Origin of the sequence: Robbsia andropogonis (assembly GCF_000970345.1) — a bacterium.
Lineage (GTDB): Bacteria > Pseudomonadota > Gammaproteobacteria > Burkholderiales > Burkholderiaceae > Robbsia > Robbsia andropogonis.
Map to the genome: position 1 here is coordinate 1 of NZ_LAQU01000038.1, position 22,826 is coordinate 22,826.

At 61.1% G+C, this 22,826-nt stretch carries 16 protein-coding genes; 11 read left to right on the forward strand and 5 right to left on the reverse strand.

Going from position 1 to position 22,826, the window contains the following annotated elements; translation table 11 throughout:
- Positions 1–4: 4 nt before the first annotated feature.
- The gene (locus tag WM40_RS22365) at positions 5–2,377 is read right to left on the reverse strand and encodes a Tex family protein (RefSeq protein ID WP_046154021.1); all 2,373 of its coding nucleotides are present in this window, start codon (positions 2,375–2,377) and stop codon (positions 5–7) included.
- Positions 2,378–2,532: 155 nt separating this feature from the next.
- On the opposite strand from WM40_RS22365, the gene WM40_RS22370 reads away from it, so the two are divergent.
- The 3 genes from WM40_RS22370 to WM40_RS22380 all read left to right on the forward strand — a co-directional run bounded on the left by WM40_RS22370 (position 2,533) and on the right by WM40_RS22380 (position 6,959).
- On the forward strand, positions 2,533–3,471 hold the full coding sequence (locus WM40_RS22370) for a hypothetical protein (protein WP_157685900.1): 939 nt from the start codon (positions 2,533–2,535) through the stop codon (positions 3,469–3,471).
- 136 nt (positions 3,472–3,607) lie between these two features.
- Entirely contained in the window at positions 3,608–5,977 is a 2,370-nt protein-coding gene (locus WM40_RS31750) for an ATP-dependent DNA helicase (RefSeq protein WP_046154022.1), read from the forward strand.
- A 217-nt stretch (positions 5,978–6,194) separates the two neighbouring features.
- Entirely contained in the window at positions 6,195–6,959 is a 765-nt protein-coding gene (locus tag WM40_RS22380) for a hypothetical protein (RefSeq protein ID WP_157685901.1), read from the forward strand.
- A gap of 515 nt (positions 6,960–7,474) precedes the next feature.
- On the opposite strand, the gene WM40_RS22385 is transcribed toward WM40_RS22380, so the two are convergent.
- Positions 7,475–8,275 (reverse strand): outer membrane protein assembly factor BamD, encoded by an 801-nt coding sequence (locus WM40_RS22385; RefSeq protein ID WP_046154024.1) that lies wholly within the window; start codon positions 8,273–8,275, stop codon positions 7,475–7,477.
- Positions 8,276–8,441: 166 nt separating this feature from the next.
- Here WM40_RS22385 and WM40_RS22390 point away from each other — a divergent pair, with 166 nt between their 5' ends.
- From WM40_RS22390 to rimO, 7 genes are all read left to right on the forward strand, one after another.
- On the forward strand, positions 8,442–9,707 hold the full coding sequence (locus WM40_RS22390; protein WP_024902936.1) for an RluA family pseudouridine synthase: 1,266 nt from the start codon (positions 8,442–8,444) through the stop codon (positions 9,705–9,707).
- Positions 9,707–10,522, forward strand: a complete 816-nt coding sequence (gene pgeF / locus WM40_RS22395) for a peptidoglycan editing factor PgeF (protein WP_024902935.1) — start codon at positions 9,707–9,709, stop codon at positions 10,520–10,522. The genes WM40_RS22390 and pgeF overlap by 1 nt, the downstream gene beginning before the upstream one ends.
- Before the next feature lie 309 nt (positions 10,523–10,831).
- Positions 10,832–13,108, forward strand: coding sequence for a PHA/PHB synthase family protein (locus WM40_RS22400; RefSeq protein WP_082103116.1), 2,277 nt, complete (start codon positions 10,832–10,834; stop codon positions 13,106–13,108).
- Positions 13,109–13,140: 32 nt separating this feature from the next.
- Positions 13,141–14,322, forward strand: coding sequence for an acetyl-CoA C-acetyltransferase (locus WM40_RS22405; protein WP_046154025.1), 1,182 nt, complete (start codon positions 13,141–13,143; stop codon positions 14,320–14,322).
- 106 nt (positions 14,323–14,428) lie between these two features.
- Complete coding sequence (locus tag WM40_RS22410) at positions 14,429–15,169, forward strand: 3-ketoacyl-ACP reductase (RefSeq protein ID WP_024902930.1); 741 nt, start codon at positions 14,429–14,431, stop codon at positions 15,167–15,169.
- Between the two features lie 43 nt (positions 15,170–15,212).
- Entirely contained in the window at positions 15,213–15,800 is a 588-nt protein-coding gene (phaR, locus tag WM40_RS22415) for a polyhydroxyalkanoate synthesis repressor PhaR (protein ID WP_390173999.1), read from the forward strand.
- Between the two features lie 153 nt (positions 15,801–15,953).
- Entirely contained in the window at positions 15,954–17,321 is a 1,368-nt protein-coding gene (rimO, locus tag WM40_RS22420; RefSeq protein WP_024902928.1) for a 30S ribosomal protein S12 methylthiotransferase RimO, read from the forward strand.
- A 123-nt stretch (positions 17,322–17,444) separates the two neighbouring features.
- Here the strand turns inward: rimO and WM40_RS22425 are convergent, their stop codons facing one another.
- Positions 17,445–18,020 carry a hypothetical protein gene (locus WM40_RS22425; RefSeq protein WP_024902927.1) on the reverse strand — a complete coding sequence of 192 codons (576 nt, stop codon included), beginning with the start codon at positions 18,018–18,020 and terminating at the stop codon, positions 17,445–17,447.
- Positions 18,021–18,386: 366 nt separating this feature from the next.
- Here WM40_RS22425 and WM40_RS22435 point away from each other — a divergent pair, with 366 nt between their 5' ends.
- Positions 18,387–19,589: a cystathionine beta-lyase gene (locus WM40_RS22435; RefSeq protein WP_036009122.1), complete on the forward strand. Its 1,203-nt coding sequence runs from the start codon at positions 18,387–18,389 to the stop codon at positions 19,587–19,589.
- Between the two features lie 65 nt (positions 19,590–19,654).
- On the opposite strand, the gene serB is transcribed toward WM40_RS22435, so the two are convergent.
- Entirely contained in the window at positions 19,655–20,551 is an 897-nt protein-coding gene (serB, locus tag WM40_RS22440; protein WP_024902924.1) for a phosphoserine phosphatase SerB, read from the reverse strand.
- Between the two features lie 57 nt (positions 20,552–20,608).
- Positions 20,609–22,816 (reverse strand): ATP-dependent helicase, encoded by a 2,208-nt coding sequence (locus tag WM40_RS22445; RefSeq protein WP_046154026.1) that lies wholly within the window; start codon positions 22,814–22,816, stop codon positions 20,609–20,611.
- Positions 22,817–22,826 lie beyond the last annotated feature (10 nt).

The following is a 22,826-nucleotide window of genomic DNA, read 5'->3' on the forward strand; positions in this document are numbered from 1 at the left end:
ATTGCTATTTGCCGCGTTGCTTCAGGCTGGCAAAGGCGGCTGCCATGGCATTATTGCCCGCAGGAGCGCTGCCGCCGCGCGAACGGTCATGCCCTCCTCCTGCCCTTGCACTGTTGCCGCCGCGAGTACCCCGAGCCGTCCTGTTCGTCGTGGGGGCATCGCGACCCTGGCCGGTGGCCATTGCGTCAACATCGTCGTCGAGTCGCATCGTCAGCGCAATCCGTTGCCGCTTGACATCCACTTCGATGACTTTCACTTGCACGACCTGACCGGCCTTGACCACCTCGTGCGGGTCTCGGACGAATCGCGTGGAAAGGGCCGAGACGTGTACCAGGCCATCTTGATGCACGCCAATGTCGACAAAGGCGCCGAAGGCCGCCACATTTGTCACCACGCCTTCCAGGATCATGCCTGGCAACAGATCCGATACTTTTTCGATGCCCTCCTTGAAGGAGGCCGTCTTGAACTCGGGGCGCGGATCGCGACCGGGTTTTTCCAGTTCGTTCAGGATGTCACGAATGGTAGGCAGGCCAAAACGCGCGTCGACAAATTCGGTGGGCGTGATGCGCTGCAGGATGTCGCGATTGCCGAGCAGTTCCGCGGCGGTGCGCCCGATTTTTGTCAGCATCCGTTCCACCAGCGGGTACGCTTCCGGGTGGACCGCGGAGCGGTCGAGCGGATTCTCGCCGGCGTTGACGCGAAGGAACCCCGCGGCTTGTTCGAATGTCTTGTCGCCAAGACGCGGCACGTTGCGCAACGCCTCGCGCGATGTGAATGCGCCATTGGCATCACGATAGTCGACGATATTGCGGGCCAGTAGCGCATTCAATCCGGAAACACGCGCCAGCAAGGCAACGGAGGCGGTATTGACATCGACGCCCACGGCATTCACGCAATCTTCCACGACAGCATCCAGTGCGCGTGCGAGTTCACGTTGATTGACGTCGTGCTGGTACTGCCCGACGCCTATGGCTTTGGGATCGATTTTGACCAATTCCGCAAGCGGGTCCTGCAGGCGGCGCGCGATCGATACCGCGCCGCGCAGCGAGACGTCCAGATCCGGGAATTCCTTTGCGGCGAGTTCCGAGGCTGAATAGATCGATGCGCCTGATTCCGACACGACGATCTTCGTCAGCTTCAATTCCGGATGGCGTGCCATCAAATCGGCAGCCAGCTTGTCGGTTTCGCGAGACGCGGTGCCGTTGCCGATGCTGATCAGCTCCGCGCCGGTTGCCTGCGCCATTTTTGCAAGGCGGGCAATCGCCCCGTCCCAATCGCGTCGCGGTTCATGTGGATAGATGGTATCGGTCGCCAGCAACTTGCCGGTACGATCGACACTTGCCACCTTGACACCGGTCCGGATACCGGGGTCAAGGCCGATGACGGCCTTCGGGCCGGCCGGCGCGGCCAGCAAAAGGTCCTTCAGGTTGCGCGCGAAGACCGTGATCGCCTCGGTTTCCGCCGTATCGCGCAGGCGGCCGAGCAATTCGTTTTCCAGGTAGGGTTGCACCTTGACGCGCCAGCTCCAGCGGCAGACATCGGACAGCCATTTGTCCGCGGGGCGGCCATTATTGCGGATACCGACGTGCGAGGCGATCGTCAGTTCGCAGGGATGCGGCACTTGCGTGTCCAACGCCTCGCCCAGACCTAGTTTTACACCAAGGATGCCGAGGTTACGGGCACGGAAAAGCGCCAGGGCGCGGTGCGACGGCACTGTTGCAATGGACTCGGTGTAGGCGTAATAGTCGCGGAATTTTTCGCCTTCTTCCAGTTCCTTGCCTGGCACCACGGTGGAGGTGACGATGCCGCGCTGCCACAAATCGGCACGCAGCGTGGCCAGCAATTCCGCCGTTTCGCCAAAGCGTTCGGACAGGATGTCGCGCGCGCCGTCGAGTGCGGCCTTCGTGTCGGCCACGCCCTTGTCCGCATCGACATAGGCTTGTGCTTCGGTTTGCGGATCACGGGTCGGATCGGCGAGGAGCATGTCCGCCAAGGGCTCCAGTCCGGCTTCACGGGCAATCTGTGCCCGCGTGCGACGCTTCGGCTTGTAGGGCAGGTAAAGGTCTTCCAACGTCTGTTTGCTGTCGGCCGCGTCGATTGCGGCGCGCAACGTGGCGTCGAGCTTGCCTTGCTCATCGATGCTTTGCAGGATGGCGGCGCGACGATCTTCCATGTCGCGAAGATAGGTCAGCCTTTCCTCCAGCATGCGCAACTGGGTGTCGTCCAGGTTTCCCGTCACTTCCTTCCGGTAGCGCGCGATGAACGGGACGGTGGCGCCCTCGTCGAGCAGGCCGACTGCCGCGGCCACCTGGCGGGGCTGCACGGCCAATTCCGTGGCGATGCGTTGTACGATTTTCTGGGCTACGGTATCCGTCATGAGCGAGGCGGTAAGTCAGGTTGCTGAAGCCGGGCATTGTGCCACAAACCGCCGGCCATTCGGCCAGGTCTCGCCATGCCGCGGCGCGCGGCCGCCAATGGTAGAATTCGGTGCGTATCACAGCCGTTCCGATCCTTCATTTCGCCCCTGCCGCTTTGACTTCCGTTCCCAACCTCCTGCCTACCCAGGCCCCGGTCGCGACCGCAGCGTCCGATACACACGATGTGCACGCGTTTGCACTGTTTGCGGATGCTTGCGCGATTCCTAGAACAGTAACCCCGGGCGGCGTTGTAGGCTTGTCCGTCGACGCATGCAATCGCACTGTTGCACGACGCCGCGTGCGGCGTCGCCCGGGACCGGTGCTTGCCTGGCTCGCGGCCGTCGCATTTGTCACCGTGGCGTACCAGGGGGCGTGGGCGCAGGCTTCGCGTCCTTCGGCGACACCGGCAACACCAGGCGCACCCGCACCGGCGTTATCCGATGCCGCGTATGCGCAGCGGACAGCGGAATTCGATGCGCAACAACAGCAGTTGAACGCCCGCACCGCGAAGAACGAGTACACGTATGCGGTTGCCAAGCACAACTGCTACGCCACGTTCTTCGTCAACCATTGTCTCGACGTGGCGCGCGACAAAATGCGTGACGAGAAGGCAAGTATTCGCGAGGTGCAGTTGAAGCTGTCGGCGGATCGCCGTGCGGCGCGTGAGGAAAAGCGCGAGGCGGATGATGCGCAGCGGCTGGCGCAGCAGCGCGCGAATGCGCCGCAACGTGCGGCCAATGAGCGTCAGCATCGCGCGGCCTATGATGCCAAGCAACAACAGCATGCAGTCGACCAGGCGAAACGGGGCGACAGCGCACCGCAGCGCCAGGCGAATGTCGATGCGTACAATCGCAAGCAAAGCGCTTATCAACAGAAGCTCGATGCGGCGCGGCAGAATGCCGCCGCTGATGCGCAGAGGCGCCAGGAAAACGTACAGCGCTTCCAGGCCAAGCAGGACGATGCGGCGGAACGGCAAAAGACGTTGGATGAACGCCGCGCAAATGCCGCACAGCGCGCGGCAGCCGCTAGTGCCGCGTCGGCGACCAGCCAGTGACCGATTCGATCGATTCGGTGCCTGACGAAGCCCGACGACACGCGACGCGCGGCCCGGACGCCTCGGCCGCCGCGACGGCGGGTCAGGCCGCGTCGCCTGACCCCAAAAACCGGGTGTGGCCGCCGATTGCCCGCCAATGTTGCCTAACCGCCGGCGCGTTGCGGAACTCGAGACGTTGTTTGACGACGCAGGCCCACTGGCGCGGCATATTTCTGGTTATCGCCCGCGTGCATCGCAGTTGAGGATGGCGCTGGCTGTCGCCGCAGCCATCGAGGGCAGCGCGCCGCAGGCCGCGGCGCGACCGTCGCGCGCGCAATTGCGTCTGGAAGCCGCCGAACGTGGTGGTCTTGCATTCGCAGCGCCTGGAAGCCGCGCAGAGGTGGATGTAGAAGACAGCGATCAGGCAGCGGCGGTGCTGGATGGCAGTGATCTTGCCGGTGACCCATTGACATCGACGCCGGTTGGCGCGGACGGTGGCAACACGCTGATCGTCGAAGCCGGAACCGGGACGGGCAAAACGTATGCCTACCTGGTGCCGTCGATGTTGTGGGGCGGCAAGGTCATTGTGTCAACCGGCACCAAGCATCTGCAAGATCAATTGTTTCTGCGGGATGTGCCCACCGTACGCGATGCATTGGCGGTACCGGTCACAGTGGCGATGTTAAAGGGCCGGGCAAATTATCTTTGCCATTACTATCTTGAACGAGCGCACGACGGCGCCAGGACGATGTCGCGGCAGGACCTGAGCCATCTGTCCGAAGTGACCCGATTTGCAAAGATCACGCGTACTGGCGATAAATCCGAGTTGTCGCGGGTTCCGGAAAACGCCCCGATCTGGCCGCTTGTCACGTCGACCCGAGAAAACTGCCTGGGTCAGGAATGCCCGCACTACAAGGACTGCTTCGTCATGCAGGCGCGCCGCGAAGCGCAGCAAGCAGACGTCGTCGTCGTCAACCATCACCTGTTTTTCGCGGATATTCTGCTGCGCGACACGGGCATGGCGGAGTTGCTGCCGACGGCAAACACAGTGATTTTCGACGAGGCGCACCAGTTACCGGAAACCGCTACGCTGTTTTTCGGTGAAACGGTGTCGACTGGTCAATTGTTGGAACTGGCGCGAGACAGCGTTGCCGAAGGGCTGTCGCACGCCCGGGATGGCGCCGACTGGCGCGAGCTGGCGAATCAGCTGGAGCGCGCCACGCGCGACGTGCGGCTGGCATTTGGTCCGCAGATCCAGCGCCTGTCGCTGATGCAGATGGAATCCGATCATCCTTTCCATGCCGCGCTCGATGATGTGGAGGCGACGCTGAGTACCTTGATCGCGGCGCTGGGCCAGCAGTCCGAGCGTGCAGAATCTCTTGCCGCGGCGCTGCGGCGCGCGCGCGAGTTACAGGACAGCATTGCGCGCTGGCGCGAAGGCGCTTATGCGGCACCCGCCGATCCTGAAGCGTTGGAGGCCGCGGAATGCCTGCCCGAAAGCGCCGGAATCGGCGAGGCGGATGATTCTCCGCGTGCGGCGGCGCGGAAGCGCCGGGCAGGCACTTCCGTGGGTTCCGTGGAAGTCGGGCAGACAACGGCTTCTAGCGCGGACGTCGACCTGCCTTCGCTCGATGGTAATCGTCCGGCCCGGGTAACACGCAAGGAAATCGAGACGGTCCGCTGGATTGAGGTATTCACGCATGCGGTGCAGTTGCATCAGACCCCGCTCTCCGTCGCGCCAATCTTCGCAAAACAACGTGCTGGCGTACCGCGCGCCTGGGTGTTTACCTCGGCGACGCTGTCCGTGAAAAACGACTTCACGCATTACGCGGCGCAGATGGGCTTATCATCGGAGCGGTCGATGACGCTGCCAAGCCCTTTCGACTATCCGAGCCAAGGGTTGCTGTACGTGCCGAAAGACATGCCGCAGCCATCAGCACCGAACTTCACCGACGCGGTGCTCGATGCAGCGCTGCCAGCGATCGAGGCATCGGGTGGTCGGTGCTTCCTTTTATGCACGACATTGCGCGCTGTCGAACGGATGGCAAGCCGGTTGCGTGCAGTAATCGAGTCGCGTGGATGGACCTATCCGTTGCTCGTGCAGGGAGAGGCTAGTCGTACCGAATTGCTTGATCGCTTTCGCCATTATGGCAATGCAATCCTCATCGGAAGTCAGAGTTTCTGGGAGGGTGTCGACGTGCGAGGCGATGCGCTTTCGCTGGTCGTCATCGATAAACTGCCGTTTGCGCCGCCGGATGATCCGGTGCTGGCTGCACGCCTCGACGCGTTGACGAAGAAAGGACTAAGCCCGTTTGCCATGCATCAATTGCCGCAAGCGGTGATTACACTGAAGCAAGGCGCCGGTCGTCTGATTCGAGCGGAAAGTGATCGCGGCGTATTGATGATCGCCGATACCCGTCTGGTCGAGAAACCGTATGGCCGGCGTATCTGGCAAAGCCTGCCGCCCTTTACGCGAACACGTGATATTGCGGAGGTCATTGCGTTTCTCACGCCGTCCGAACAATAGCACATGCGCTCCGCGCGCAAAACCTGTCGTTCGACCATTGCCTTTGCAGGTAACGCCGGGGAGCGAATCCGCTTTATCTGTCTCGCTTTCATTTCGGCGAACTTACGTCAGGTATTACGACGTTTATTGTAGTGCATAACAGTTTGTAGTCCTGTCTTATTGTCTAGTGATTGAATAAAAGCGATCTTCTCCAGCTATTAACACACGGAGAAACATGATGCGCGTAATCATTATTTCATTAATGGCTGCAGGTCTATTGGCTGGATGCAACAAAGGTAAGAACGGCGGGCTCCGTGTCGATCCCACCGTGCCTTACCCCTTAACCGTGGAAACGATCCATAGTGGCACGAAATATGGAAAAATGTACACGTTGGTGACATTGAAAGATGGCAGCACTTATTTGCGATTCTCCGATTCTATGTCTCAAGGCTTTTACCGCTACGACATTATTTCCAAACGAAAAGATAATGTAGCCCGCTTTACAGGCTACGTATTCTCAGAGGGACACACGGATTCGTCGACATCCGATGGATCGCTGAAATTCGATGGAGACAACGTAACATTTGAAGGTCGGAGTCCGGCTGGTCACGAGCAATTGAAAGTTGAAATGCAGCAAATAAAGCCGGAGAATCCAGCGACATACCCATGGAAAACCCTGCCATCCAGCGCATTTAACGGAAAGTATAGCGTGCGTTTGCACACGCAGACGAGACCGAGGCCAGTAACGTTCACCATTGCAAATGGCGCAGTGACATTTGATGAGTGCAACATTTCTGCGATCGTAAAACCATCGACAAATGCAAGTGTTGCACGTCTGGTCTTGACGGTCCCGGATGGCAACGGGTGTGGTTTGAAACCGCAGAAGGATGTGACAGGGATCGTGATGATGGATAGCCCGATCACTGGAACGCTGATGGCGGATAAGCGAGGCACTTGGCTGTCTGAGGGCGTCTTTGGTGAATTTAAAAAAACGGCGGAATAAGATTTGCCAGGTAAGTATCGCGTTGACGTGTACGCGATCATTGCGCTAACGGATATGGGCGAACAAGTGCATTCCCCTCCAGTAGGCTGCCAATATGTGAAACGCTGGAAGCCTATCGCTGACAATGATGCCTTGCCCGGAATGTCGAGTTGATTCAACGTATTCTCTTGCTCTGGCAGGAGAGTCGCGGTGCGCGTCGATATCGGGAAATGAGGCGCCTGGAGCAGGCTCCGCTCAACCCGCCGAAGAATAACAATTCGCAACCTTGGACCACGCGCTCGACAGCTTGTTGAGCGAGCTACGAAGATGCCGAATTGTATGTGTTGGCGGATCAGTCGCAACCATGCACCCGCACGGACACGGTATCTACCGTTCGTTCGCGGCGGTGCCGCTGTCAGCCTCGATCGCGATGATGCGTCCAATATGGCGCACGCCACCCTGTGACAACGAACGAATGCGCTTGCGGCGTCGAGATCAGTGCCTGGTGTTTCAAACGCCAGGCACTGGTTCACTTATCACCAGATCTGATACCAGGCTTTCTTCGGCTTATCGGCCGGGACGCTTCCTGGCGGGAAAGTCGCCGCAATCACGCTCTGCGTATCTTCCGCCAGCTTGGTTTCACCCAGCGCCTTGTAAGAATCCACCATCACTTGCAGCGCATCCTTCGTCGCCGGCGCGCCCTGGTAGTTCTTCAATGCCGTCTGTGCACGGTTAACCGCCGCGACATAGGCACCGCGCTTGTAGTAGTACTGGGCGGAATGCACTTCGTGCGTTGCCAACGCATTCACGATATAACGCATGCGTTGCGCTGAATCCGGTGCGTACTTGCTTTTCGGGTAGCTGTCGACAATCTTCTTGAAGGCGTCGTAGGACGCGTGCAGCGACTTCGGATCACGGTCGGACAGATCCTGGCCGCTGAAGCGGCCGAACAAGCCGAGGTCGTCGTTGAAGTTGATCAACCCCTTCAAGTAATACGCGTAGTCGACATTCGGGTGGTCCGGATGCAGCCGCAGGAAGCGATCAATCGCCGCATTTGCCTGATCCTGATCGTTATCCCGGTAATAGCAATACGCGGTATTCATCTGCGCCTGTTGCGCGAAACGCCCGAACGGATCACGCGCCTCGAGCTTTTCGTAGTATTGCGCACATTTCGACCAATCACCGCCGTCCAGGGCATCCTTCGCCGACGCGTATAATTTGTCCGTACGCCACGTGGCGGTCTCGTCGGTTTTTTCCGGCAAGCCGCTGCAGGCGGCCAAGATGGCCGACGCCATCGTGGTCAATGCCACAATCCGTACCAATTTCAAGGCTTGCATGTCCTATGCCTACGTAGTAATGACCCGATCAGCCGAGGATTATAGCCGAAGCCCTCCGCCAGCCCAACGCGATTGATGTCACGACGCACGCGGACGGACCCTCATTCGTCAGTAGTGTGCCAATGGGATTGATTTTTATGATGTTTTTTTATTACAGAGTATTGATGTGCCACGGGTAACACGAACCGCTTCCTCACGTACCACGCGGGCGCCCGATCCGGCTGCCGCGCTCGCCTCCAATACCGACACGGGCATCGAGGCTATCGGCGCGTTAGCGCCGCTCGATCCGCTGGAGGCCCGTATTCCGGAGTCGCTGGCCGGTGACCGCATCGACAAAGTGCTGGCACGCCTGTTTCCGGATTATTCTCGCAGCCGCTTGCAAGCCTGGCTGGAAGCCGGCCTTGTCCATGTGGACGGCCGTCGGGCCAAGCCGCGCGAGTCGGCCCTGGCATTCGCGAAGGTGGTTGTCACGCCTCAGCACACGCCCGAAACGCTGGCCTTTTCCCCCGAGGCCGTGCCGCTGGAGGTGGTGTACGAGGACGCGCATATGCTCGTGATCAACAAACCCGCCGGCCTGGTCGTTCATCCCGGCGCCGGCAACTGGCAGGGCACCGTGCTGAATGGCCTGCTGCATCGCTATGGCGCCCAAGCGGCCGCGCTACCACGTGCGGGCATCGTTCATCGATTGGATAAGGAAACGTCCGGGCTGATGGTGGTGGCCCGGACGCTGGTGGCGCAGACCGACCTGATTCGTCAGTTGCAGGCACGTACCGTCAAGCGTCGCTACGTCTGCCTCGTCTGGGGCGTACCAAAAGAAGGGGGAACCATCGACGCGCCGATCGGGCGTGATCCGCGTGATCGCCTGCGCATGGCGGTCGTGCACGGCAACGCTGGGAAGGCGGCGCGAACCCACTACCGTGTGGTGGGCGAGGGCGAACTGGATGGCCGCCGGGTAGCGGCGCTATGGTGTGATCTGGAAACTGGCCGTACGCATCAGATTCGCGTCCACTGCAAGCATATCGGGCATCCCCTGGTGGGCGATACCTTGTACGGGAAAGTGCCACGGATTGCGGTGCGGGCGCAGTCGACGGGACGCGCTGGCGTAAGTGCGGCTTCCGATTCCTCTGATGTGTCGACGGTCGCGGCGGCAATGCGACCTGGTCGACAAGCCTTGCACGCCTGGTCTCTGGGTTTGCGCCATCCCGACAGTGGCGAGACCCTGCGCTGGGAAGCACTACCGCCGGAAGACATGGCCGGCCTCGCCGCGCATGCTGAGATCGACTTGCTGCCGGAGGAAGCAAGGCTCGATCAGGATGCAGACGATACCTGGGACGATGCCGAATGGGAGGCGGACGATCTCGATGACGATCCGGAATGGGACGCCGACGATGAGGGCGACGGGCCGGTTGCGTCCGTCGGTAAGAGACGTTGATGAGCGATCGCGATGGCAATGGCGGCAATGCCCTGAGTGACGCACCGGTCGTGCATGCGCCATGGACAGACGCTTTCGGCGGCGGCGCCATTGTCACGACACGTCATGGCGGTGTAGGCGTTGCGCCGTTTGCCACGTTGAATCTAGGGCATCACGTTGGCGATGATCCCGTGGCGGTAACGGCGAATCGCGCGACCGTGCGGCACTGGATCGGTGGCCGGCGTGTGGCGTGGCTGGCGCAATGCCACGGTGATCGTGTCGTCGATGCCTTGCTTGCGGCGGATGCCAGCGACGCCGGCGTGCCATTGCAGGCCGATGCGGTGATCACGAACGCGCCTGGCTTGGCGTGTGCGGTGATGGTGGCCGACTGTCTACCGGTCTTGTTCCGCGGCATGGCCGGGCAGGTGGTGGGGGCGGCGCACGCGGGTTGGCGTGGGCTCTGTCATGGTGTGCTGGAGCGTACGGTGGAAGCCATGCGGCAGCGCGCCAACGGCATGGGGCCCGATGTCTGGCAAGCATGGATTGGCCCTGCCATCGGGCCAACCGCGTTCGAAGTAGGACGCGAGGTCCGGAATGCTTTTCTGGCGGCGGCGACCGTGGACGAACGTGACGCCACTGACGCGGCGTTTATCCCGGGTCCCGTTGCAGGAAAATTCCTTGGCGATTTGCCTATGCTGGCGCGCCTTCGATTAGCGCGTGTCGGTGTGCATGACGTATCGGGCGGGACAATATGCACGGTTTTGGACGCCGATCGGTTTTTCTCGTATCGTCGAGAGGGTCGGACCGGCCGATTTGCCGCGCTGATTTGGCGATGACCGGACACGCGTGACGAGGAAACATTAGTCGTGTTTGATCCTGATCATGGAACCGGTGAATTTGAAAGATTTGTCTCGAATATTAGTGACGATGTCTGGAAATGATCTGGGGAAAACGATAGTCTCGTTTTGTTGCTGCGCGGCAATCGCTTCTGGGAAGATAGCGGTAGGCCGCACGTTGCGGCGAGTGTCGTTTCAGCGAGTCGGGCTGTCTTCCTGAGTGCGCATCGTTTAGCAACGTAGGCGGGCATGTCGCGGGCTGGATCACCGTCCGCTTAGCGGGGATTTTCAGAAAGGGAAACGAACACGATGTCCGAGCCGGATCGCAAGACGCCTCACCACCAGCCGCCAGACCGCAAAGCCCGCTCGTCAAAATTGCCCCGGCCTTCAGTCAAACCCGGCGCGCGCGCATCGACGACATCGGCGTCACCGTCACGGTCGTCTTCCAGGCGTGCGTCGTCCCCGTCGTCTGCCGCAAGGCGCGATACATCCGATACCACTCCCGTAGGCGATATGCAGCGTGCCGCCAATGACGACGGCGGTCCGCGCGCGGCGAATGACGCCCACGCGCCGCGCGGCCAGCACGCGCGGCGCCGGCCCCTACCTTCGTTGCAGGCGATGCAGGCGCAGGTACTGCTTTGGCGCGATATGCTCGCCGCCATGGCGAAGGCCAATGCGCCGATGGTGCCGTCCACGTCCCTTGCCGCGTTGCGTCATGATTATTTCAGTAACTGGGCGGAAGGGTTTCGGGCCGCCTCCAACGTGACGCCGGCCCTCGGTTCGCGCACGGCTGGTGATGCGGTGTCAGGAGGAACGCCATCCGCGAGTGGTGGCATGCCTGACCGGACCGACAAGCCACAGCTATCGCTGGCGGAACGCTTCGCCGACCATGTGCATCGCATCAATGCTGATGCGATGCGTGCAATGGCGTCGGCGGTTCAAGGCGATGCGGATACCGCCGCACGGCTTGCCTTTCTTGTCGAGCAATGGATCGCCGCCACGGCGCCCGCCAATGTATTTGGACTGAATGCGCCGGCCCGTGCGGCAATGCATGATAGTGGCGGGGCGAGCCTGCGCATGGGCATCGATCAATTGCTCGGTGACCTGCGCGACGGGAAAGTCACGCAATCGGATCCCGCCGCCTTCAAGATCGGCGAAACGTTGGCGTCGACCCCTGGCGCGGTGATCATGGAAACCCCGTTGTTCCAGCTTCTGCAATATGCCCCGGCCCGTGCGCATTACGCGCGGCCATTGCTGATCGTGCCGCCGTGCATCAACAAGTTCTACATTCTCGACCTGCAACAGAAAAACTCCCTGGTCCGGCATCTTTGCGATGCCGGACATCCGGTATTTTTGGTGTCGTGGTGCAATCCGGATGACCGCCTCGCCGGAGCAACCTGGGACGATTACGTACGTGCGGTGCTGTATGCGATCGATGCGGCGGCGGCGATTGCCGGCACGCCCGACGTCGATGCCATGGGTTTCTGCATCGGTGGTGCGTTGCTGGCCTGTGCCGCGGCCCTCGATGGTGCGCAAGCAGAGGACGCGGCGCGCTCGGCGTTGCGGTGGTCGTTGCCGGAGGCACAGCCATTGGCGGCAACGCTGCGCCCAGCGTATCCCGACGAGCAATTGCCCGCCGCGGCGCGCGTCGCGTCACTCAGTCTTCTCACCACCTTGCTCGACTACACGGACAGTGGCGTGTTGCGGCTCTTCGTTGATGAGAAGCAGGTACGTGAACGTGAGCAAAGCATTGGTGACCCGCGAGCGCCGGGTTTGATGACGGCCAATGAATTCAGCAATACCTTCTCGCTGCTGCGACCGAAAGAGTTGCATTGGCATTATGTCCAGCAGAACTACATGCTCGGGGCAATGCCGCCAGCGTTCGATATGCTTTTTTGGAACGGTGATGGTACCCATTTGCCTGGACCGATGTTCTGCTGGTATCTGCGCCAGCTATATCTGAACAATCGTTTGCGAGAGCGGGACGGCCTCCGTGTCTGTAACATGCCGGTGGACTTGCGTGCGATAACGGTACCGACTTTCGTCTACGGGTCGCGGGACGATCATATCGTGCCTTGGCGCAGTGCCTATGCATCGCTGCCGCTGCTGGGTGGGCCGGTGTCGTTTGTCTTGGGCGCGTCGGGACATATCGCGGGCGTCATCAATCCGCCAGCGGCGAACAAACGCGGCTTTTGGCGTGCGGCGGACGACGAGGCGGCGACGGCGCGCACCGCGGTCAATGACGAGGGACATGCCACCGATCAGGTGACGGATGCGGATAGATGGTTCGAGCAATCGCAGTATGAGTCAGGCAGTTGGTGGCCGACATGGTGTGCCTGGCTTGCGGCGCGCCAACCGGATGCGACCGCTGCGCGCGCCGACAGTGCGGCGCGTACTCGGAGCGCGGCGGCGCCTAGATCGGCCGACGCCTCGCGTGCCATCGATGCAGCCAGCATCGGGACCGGGCGATCATTGCCGGTCAGAGAGGATACGGACCCGGATTGGCGCTATGGCAGCGCCGCGTATCCGGTCATCGAAGCCGCGCCGGGACGCTACGTCAGGGTCCCCAGCGTGCGCAATCCATAGCAATGCAGTATTCATTTGAACGGAGGGGACACATGGAAGAGGTCGTGATCGTATCGGCTGCTCGAACGGCCGTGGGCAAGTTTGGCGGCTCGCTCGCGCAGGTTCCGGCGGCGGATCTTGGCGCGGTGGTGATCGACGCGGTGCTCAAGCGCGCGGGCGTCGCGCCGGACCTGGTCAATGAAGTGATCATGGGACAGGTTCTGACCGCCGGTGTCGGGCAGAACCCGGCACGGCAGGCGTCGATCAAGGCCGGATTACCGGACAGCGTGCCGGCGATGACATTGAACAAGGTCTGCGGCTCCGGCTTGCAGGCCGTCATGCTGGCGGCCAATGCGATTCGCGCGGGTGATGCGGAGATCCTGATCGCGGGCGGCCAGGAAAACATGAGCGCTTCCCCGCACGTCTTGCCCGGCTCGCGCGACGGGTTCCGGATGGGTGACGCAAAGCTGATCGACACGATGATCGTTGACGGGCTTTGGGATGCATTCAACCAGTATCACATGGGGGTGACCGCGGAAAACGTCGCCAAGGCGTTTGAGGTTTCCCGAGCCGACCAGGATCGTTTTGCTGCGGCGTCGCAAAACAAGGCCGAGGCCGCGCAGCGCGACGGGCGATTCAAGGACGAGATCGTGCCGGTGCCGGTACCGCAGCGTAAAGGCGATCCGGTGCTGTTCGAGATCGATGAATTTATTCGCCATGGGGCCACGCCCGAGTCGCTAGCCGGGCTCAGGCCGGCCTTTGACAAGAACGGCACCGTAACCGCCGGCAATGCGTCGGGTTTGAACGATGGCGCTGCGGCGGTACTCGTGATGTCCGCAAGCCGTGCCAAGGCGCTGGGGCTGACGCCTTTGGCAACCGTGCACGCCCATGCGACCGCGGGGGTTGATCCGAAGACGATGGGAATGGGCCCGGTGCCGGCCTCGAAACGGTGTCTGGAGCGCGCCGGATGGCGTGTCGACGATCTCGATCTGATGGAGATCAACGAGGCGTTCGCCGCACAGGCGTTGGCCGTGAATCGGCAGATGGGTTGGGATATGGAGAAGGTCAATGTCAACGGCGGCGCGATCGCGATCGGGCATCCGATCGGTGCATCGGGCTGTCGGGTGCTGGTGACGTTGTTGCACGAGATGCAGCGTCGCAATGCGCGGCGTGGCTTGGCTTCGCTGTGCATCGGCGGCGGCATGGGTGTGGCATTGGCGGTAGAGCGCCGATAAGGGCCGGTCGTGCCTGGCAGGTGAGCAGTGATAAATCAATGACGTGTCCGCCGTGGATGTCGCATCACGCGGCGCGGCGGTCCACGCGTTACTACAAGGAGGCATGATGTCGAAGAAAGTGGCGTATGTAACCGGCGGCATGGGAGGCATCGGGACCGCGATTTGCCAGCGTCTGCACAAAACCGGCTACACGGTGGTGGCCGGCTGCGGGCCCAATTCGCCGCGCCGGGAATCCTGGCTGAAGGCCCAGGCCGAGCTGGGTTTCGACTTCATTCCGTCGGAAGGCAATGTAGCCGATTGGGAATCGACGCGTGCCGCATTCGAATCAGTGCGTGACAGCGTAGGGGACGTCGCGGTCCTGGTGAATAATGCCGGTGTGACGCGCGACGCGGTGTTTCGCAAGATGACGCGGGAGGATTGGAACACCGTCATCGATACGAATCTGACCAGCTTGTTCAACGTGACCAAACAGGTAGTTGAACCGATGGTGCGGGCCGGCTTCGGGCGTATTATTAATATTTCATCGGTAAATGGTCAAAAAGGGCAATTCGGGCAGACGAATTATTCGACGGCAAAGGCTGGTATTCACGGTTTCACGATGTCGCTGGCGCAGGAACTGGCTACCAGCGGCGTGACGGTGAATACGGTGTCGCCGGGCTATATCGGCACCGATATGGTTCGCTCGATTCGCCCTGACGTGCTGGAGAAGATCGTCGCGACGATTCCGGTGAAGCGTCTGGGCACGCCGGACGAGATCGCCAGCATCGTGAACTGGCTCGCTTCCGAGGAAGCGGGCTTTGCGACCGGTGCCGACTTCTCGTTGAATGGCGGCCTGCATATGGGCTGAGCCGCCGATCGGATCGGAAGGCATGGCAGGGAGACATGGAGACATCATGAATCGGAAATCCGCAGAAGAGCGGCTGATCAAGAAATACCCGAACCGCCGTCTGTATGACACCCAGACCAGCACGTACATCACATTGCTGGATGTCAGGCAACTGGTGCTGGACCAACAGACGTTCACCGTGGTGGACGCGCGGACGAACGAGGACCTGACGCGTAGCATCTTGCTGCAGATCATTCTGGAGGAGGAAAACGGGGGCGTGCCGATGTTCTCCTCCCCCATGCTCGCCCAGATGATCCGGTTTTACGGCAATGCGATGCAAGGCGTGATGGGCTCCTATCTGGAGCAGAACATCAAGGCCTTCACCGATATGCAGCAGGCTTTTACAAAGCAGGTGGAGGCGGCTGGCGCCGAGGCCACGTCGCAGGGTTTTCCGGTCAGTCCGGAAAAATGGATGCAGATGATGAATCCAACTACCCCTGCGATGCAGGATGCGATGCAGCACTACCTCGATCAGTCGCGGGATGTGTTCTCGCAGATGCAGGAACAATGGCGTCGGCAATCCCAAGGGTTGTTTTCGGGGTTTCCGTTCGGATCGCCCCCGAATGCGAAGCCGCAAGATTCGTCGGAGTAGGGGAAAAGCGTCGCTTCCCTATAATCCTCAGTCGGTTTTGCGATTCGAGGCTGGGCTGGGCGTATAATAATCGGTTGCATCGCGCCGGTTCCATTTTTTGGCCGGTGGTCGATTCCCTTCAGGCTCGCGCGACCGCGCCTTACCGCCTCAGTTATGTCCCAGAATACACTTGCCGACACACCGAAGGTCGGTTTCGTCTCCCTTGGCTGCCCGAAAGCACTCGTTGATTCCGAGCAGATCATCACGCAATTGCGGGCCGAGGGCTATCAAATTGCCGGCAACTATGCCGGCGCTGACCTGGTTGTTGTCAATACCTGCGGTTTTATCGATGAGGCCGTACAGGAAAGTCTCGATGCCATCGGTGAAGCCCTTGCGGAAAACGGCAAGGTCATCGTCACGGGGTGCCTCGGCGCGAAGAAAGGCGCGAGCGGCAGCGGCTTGGTTCAGGACGTTCACCCACGCGTGCTGGCGGTGACCGGGCCGCATGCGGTGGGCGAGGTGATGCAAGCAGTCCACAACCATCTGCCTAAGCCACACGACCCATTCACGGACCTCGTTCCACCGGCTGGAATCAAACTGACGCCCCGCCATTACGCCTACTTGAAGATTTCCGAAGGTTGTAATCACCGCTGTACGTTCTGCATCATTCCCTCCATGCGTGGCGACCTGGTATCTCGGCCAATCGGCGAGGTGATGCTCGAAGCCGAAAAGCTGTTCCAGTCGGGCGTCAAGGAGCTACTGGTTATCTCGCAGGACACCAGCGCTTACGGCGTTGATATCAAGTACCGCACTGGTTTCTGGCAGGGGCGTCCAATCAAGACGCGCATGACCGAATTGGTCGCCGCGCTCGGCGAATTGGCGCAACAGCACGGTGGCTGGGTCCGTCTGCACTATGTCTACCCCTATCCGCATGTCGACGAGATTATTCCGTTGATGGCCGAGGGGCGGGTATTACCTTATCTGGACGTGCCGCTTCAGCACGCGCACCCGGATGTGCTGCGTCGGATGAAGCGCCCTGGCAATGTCGAAAAGACGATGGAGCGGATCAAGGCGTGGCGTGAGATATGTCCGGAATTGACGATTCGCAGCACTTTTATAGCGGGTTTTCCGGGCGAGACCGAGGAAGAGTTTCAGACGTTGCTCGATTTCATCGAGGAAGCGCAGATCGATCGCGTCGGGTGCTTCGCATACTCGCCGGTGGAAGGCGCAACGGCCAATGCGCTGGAAGGTGCGTTGCCGGATGACGTTCGTGAAGCACGTCGGGCCCGGTTCATGGCGGTGGCCGAGCGTGTTTCGGCCGAGCGGTTGAAGCGAAAAGTCGGCAAGCTGATTCGCGTGCTGGTTGACGAAGTCAATGCCGATGGCGGTATCGGTCGTTCGGCCGCGGATGCGCCGGAAATCGATGGCGTTGTCTATATTTCACCGGCGCAGAAAGCCTCGAAACGCTACAAGGCAGGAGACTTCGTTACCGTACGCGTGACGGGTGCCGATGGCCACGATTTATGGGGCGATGTTTCCTGACGGCGTGACGACTGCGTCCGGCTGAGGGGCGGCATTTCGATAACGGCGGCACTGGACCTTCCTTGGACCGTGCCGCCGTTGTCCTTTTCGCGACTGGGGCACTAGGCTGTGTGGTGACGCGCTTTACTGCGACGGCAGCGGCTGGTTATCGGGGGCACTATCTGGCCTATCGCCGCTGGACGAACCGGTCGGTGATAAGGCCCCATCCATTCCCGCCGGGATGAAATGCTTGTTCATCGGTCGATCGATCGGGCCGGGTACCGGGGTCACCTTGATTGATGGGCCGTTTGCACCCGGCACGGTGGTTACGTCGTACGAGATATCGCCGTGGCAGGTGCGGGCGACCCAGCGTTGCGGCGAGGGGTCACGTGGGTCCTGCTTCGGGGGAGGGCGTTCGATATTGTCCACGACGTCACAGCCCGATCGGATGGCGGCATCCAATCGCACCATGTTCTCCGCCGATGCTCGTCCGTTGGTCAGGTCAGGCGACGCTTTGTGCAGAAACGATGGCCTGGGTATTTTCTCCAGTGTGCCGCACCCCGACAGTCCGGTGATGCCGACAACGGCGAGCGCCAGGGCCAGGCATGCGACGCTTCGTGGCGGGCGCGTACGTGAAAACGCAGCAGCACGCGCGGTCACGGGAGCGATGGGGGGCGATAAGGCTTCTGCGGCGGGCCGCAGGGAAAACGCAAACGTCATCGAACTTTCCTGGTGAAGCGAAAATGGGGCGAATTGTCATGCCGAACGAGACATCGCGCGCGATGCCGGTTTTTCTTGGTCCGTGCACGCCGAACGTGGCGACGGGCGATGCGGGCATTCCCGATGCCAAAGCGCGCGGACCGCTATACTACGTCCAATGCAATTCATTGATACAAGCCGTCAGGCGGGTACCAACCACCGCGGCCGCAGCATCCCGCATGTCCCGTGGACAGGCAGCAGGGGCGCAGACGGGTTTTCGGCCGTTGGCGTCTCGCGCAAACCGGTCCCATCGGGGATGGGGTACGCTGCGTGCATTGTAGCGGTTGGCGCCCCCAAGGCCGGTTACAGTACGCTACAAGGATCACCATGAGTGTCACGCCTTCCGATATTCCTTCTTACCAGACGCGTTTGCTGCATGAATCCCCGGAACTTGCACCAGGGTTCGATGCTTTTCCCGTAGCCGTGCATCGGGCGTCCACCGTGGTGTTCCCGGACCTGAAGACAATGCGGAACTTCGATCCGCACAGCGATAGACAATGGCGCTACGGCCTGCATCAAACGCCAACCTCCGCCACATTGGCCAAGCGTCTGGCGATGATCGAAGGCGGCGAGTACTGTCTGCTGCAACCGTCCGGACTTGCCGCCATCTCGAATGTCTATTTCGCGCTGGTACGCCAGGGTGATGACGTGCTGGTCCCGGATAACGCCTACACGCCTAACCGGGAGCACGCGGAATGGCTCGCTGCGGACTTCGGCGTAACGGTGCGATATTACGATCCGACGGACGGCGACGCAGTGCGGGCAATGATTCAGCCAAACACCCGATTGATCTGGATCGAAGCCCCTGGTTCGGTATCGATGGAAGTGCCTGACGTGGCCGCTATCACCAGCGCGGCGCAAGCGGCAGGGGTGCCGACGGCAATCGACAACACGTATTCAGCGGGTATTGGGTTGAAGCCATTCGATTATGGTTGCGATATCTCTATGCAGGCGCTGACGAAATATCAATCGGGTGGCAGCGACGTGCTGATGGGCGCGCTGGTTACCCGTGATAAAAATCTGCATTTCAAGTTGAAGCGGGCGCGGGCGCGCCTGGGCCTGGGGGTATCGCAAGATGACTGCTCGTTGATCCTACGCAGCCTGCCGACGCTGGCATTACGCTACGCGGCGCACGACCGCGGTGCCTTGGCCCTGGCGACGTGGCTCAAGCTGCGCCAGGAAGTGGCAACGGTGCTCCATCCGGGCTTGCCGGATTGTCCGGGCCATGCGAACTGGCGACGCTATTTCACCAGTGCCGGAGGCTTGTTCTCGGTGGTTTTCGACGCTGCGTATTCGCCGAAGCAGATCGACTCGTTCATCGAAGGGCTGAAGCTGTTCAAGATCGGTTTCAGCTGGGGCGGTGCGAATAGCCTCGCGTTGCCATATGACCTGCCCTCGTTGCGCACGGCGGCGGCATGGCCACACAAAGGCACGTTGGTGCGCTTCTATGTCGGCTTGGAAAACGAAGAGGATCTGCGGGCCGATCTCGAACAAAGCCTGACAGCCCATCTGACGCCGGTCGCCGGTTAAAGCGGCTGGCCGCCCCGCATGCGTGGGGGACGGGCGATGTGCTTAAGCGGACGGGGCGGTCTTATTCAGGAAAACAGCCGTAGCACACCGTCGAGGCCGGCGTGCTCCAGTGCCACGCTTGCGCCCGCCCGCACTTTCGGTTTGGCGTGAAAGGCGATCGACAGACCGGCCTCGGCCATCATCGGCAGGTCGTTCGATCCATCGCCTATCGCAATCGCCATGTCCGGCGAGACGCCCATGGCGGCGCAGGTTTCCACCAGACGGCGCGCCTTGAACGCGCCATCGACGATTTCGCCCAACACGCGTCCGGTCAGTTTGCCATCGATGATTTCGAGCGTATTGGCATACGCCGCATCCAGGCCCAGGCGCGCGCGCAGTTTCTCCGTGAAGAACGTGAAGCCGCCCGACACCAGCAAGGTTTTCAAACCCGCGGCCCGGGCGCCGGCCAGCAGCGCTTCCGCGCCTGGGGACAGCCGCAGCCGCTCGGCATATACCTTCTCCAGCACGGAAGCGTCAAGCCCTTGCAGCAGCGCTACACGGCGCCGCAGGCTTTCGCCGAAATCCAGGATTTCACCGCGCATCGCCGCTTCCGTGATGGCCGAGACTTCCATTTTGAGGCCACAAAAATCGGCGATCTCGTCGATACATTCGATCGTGATCAACGTCGAGTCCATATCCATCGTCAACAGGCGAAAATACGACAGCGGCCGTGAGGGGACCCAGCCGGCATCGAGCCCATTGGTTGCGCAGTACTGCTCAATGGCGGCGCGAGCCTGTGCCTGATCGGCAGTATCGCCAACGTCCGTGAAACGCACTGCGTAATCGTCGATCGTCTCGACGGTGCGGCTCAGACACAGGGACTGGACGGCCGCGATATGGTGCGCGTCCATCGGGTGCGCGGGACGTGGAACGGCAAAGTCGCGCAGGGCGACGGCCGACGGGACTTGCAGAACGAGATTCATCAGCGCAAAGAAAAGAAAGAGGGTACGGGCAGGCGCGTATTGTACCGGTAAGCCATGTCAGTTCTTCCACATGCCACGCATCCGCGCCGCGATATCGATCTTGACTGCGGCCAATGCCTGTGAACCGTGCGCGGTTGGCGTCGACGGCGGTGGCCAGGATCGCACGTCGAACAGCGGCACCAGTCGTTGTGGCAGGAAGCGTGTTCGCGACGCATGGACGTGCCGATCTCCCTGCGCCGCTTGCTGATGCACATAGAACCGTTGTGGCACGACGATATCCAGTGACGATTTTGCGCGCGTCATGGCCACATACAGGAGCCGCCGTTCTTCTTCGATCTCATCGATTTGTCCCGTGGCCAGATCGGACGGCAAGCAGCCGTCCACCGCATTCATCAGGAATACCGAGGCCCATTCCTGTCCCTTGGACGAATGTATCGTCGACAGGATAAGGTAGTCCTCGTCTTTCAGTGGTACGCCCGATTCGTCGCTGACGGCATCGGGTGGGTCCAGCGTCAATTCAGTCAAGAAGCGTTGCCGCGACGGGAATGTCGCCGCGATCTGCTGCAACTGATCGAGGTCGGCCTCGCGCACATCGGCATCGTCATGCGCGCACGCCAGGTGCGGCGCATACCATGTACGGATACGATCGAGTTCCGTCGGCCAGTCTGTTTTGTTGCATGCGCCCTGAGAGACCAGTTTGGCGAACGCATCCCACCCTTCCACACCGGGCGGTGCGTGTGGCGCCGTAGCATTGACCGGCAACCGCGTCAAATCGTCACCGACAACGTCGAGGACCGCGCCGGCCTTGACCGGGCCGATGCCGGGTAGCATTTGCAGTACGCGAAAGCCCGCCACGCGGTCGCGTGGGTTTTCGAACCATCGCAGCACGGCGAGCAGGTCCTTTACATGGCTGGCATCAAGGAATTTCAATCCGCCGAACTTGATAAATGGCACATTGCGTCGCGTCAGCTCGATTTCCAGCGGCGCACTGTGATGCGCGGCGCGGAACAGTACTGCCTGTGACTTCAGCGTCGTGCCGGCTTCGCGGTTTTCCAGGATGCGTGAGACGAGATACTGCGCTTGCGCGGCCTCGTCGGTTACCGTCACCAGGATCGGGCGCGTGCCGGCGCGGCCGTCGTTCCACAGACGTTTCGCATAACCTTCGGATGCCTGGCCGATCACGGCGTTCGCGGCGTCCAGGATCGCCTGCGTTGAACGATAGTTGCGGTCCAACGTCACAACGCGCGCCGGCGTGGCGAATGTTCGAGGAAAATCGAGGATATTGCGGACCGTTGCACCGCGGAACGCATAGATCGATTGTGCATCGTCGCCCACAACGGTCACGCCGCGGCCATCCGGCTTCATGCGTCGGACGATGTCGGCCTGCAAGGTGTTCGTGTCTTGGTATTCGTCCACAAGAATATGGGAGAAACGCTCACCGAGCGCCCCCGCCAGTGCCGGCTCCGCTGCCATTTGCGCCCAATACAGCAACAGGTCGTCATAGTCGAGCACATCCTGTGCTTGCTTTGCCTCGACGTAAGCGGCGAACAAATCGCGTAACGCGTCCGCCCATTCGGCGCACCAGGGAAAATGCCTCGCCAACGTCGCCTCCAGCGTTAGCCCCGTATTCACCACCCTGGAATAGATCGAGATACACGTTTGCTTTGTCGGAAAGCGCTTCTGTTTCACCGAAAGGCCGCGTTCGTGCCGGATCAGGTTCATCAGGTCCGCCGCGTCGGGGCGATCCAGGATCGTGAACGCCGGAGACACACCGATATAGGGCGCATATTCACGCAGCAGGCGCGCGCCGACACTATGAAAAGTGCCGGCCCAGGGCAATGTATCGCGTGCCGCCGTCCGCGCCGCTTGTCGCGGCGATGCGCCCGTCAGCTTGGCGCGCTCGATGGCGGCACGTACCAGCAATTGGTCCACGCGACGTGTCATTTCGACGGCGGCGCGACGGGAGAAGGTCAGCAGCAGCACGCGTTCGGAGGGGACGCCATGATCCAGCAGATTCGCCACGCGATGCGCCAACGTCGCCGTTTTGCCTGTGCCGGCACCGGCGATGACCAATAGCGGCTCCGAAATCGGCAACCCTGGCGGATCGCCGGCCTCACCACGGGCCCCGCCAATGCCATGGCAGGCCGCTTCCCGCTGCGCCGGATTCAATTTATCGAGCAACGCCGCCATCACCGCACGCGAGGCATCCGCGGACGCCTCGGACCGCGTATCGGGAGAAGGAGATGTCTGATCTGGAAAGGTCATGTTGAAACTG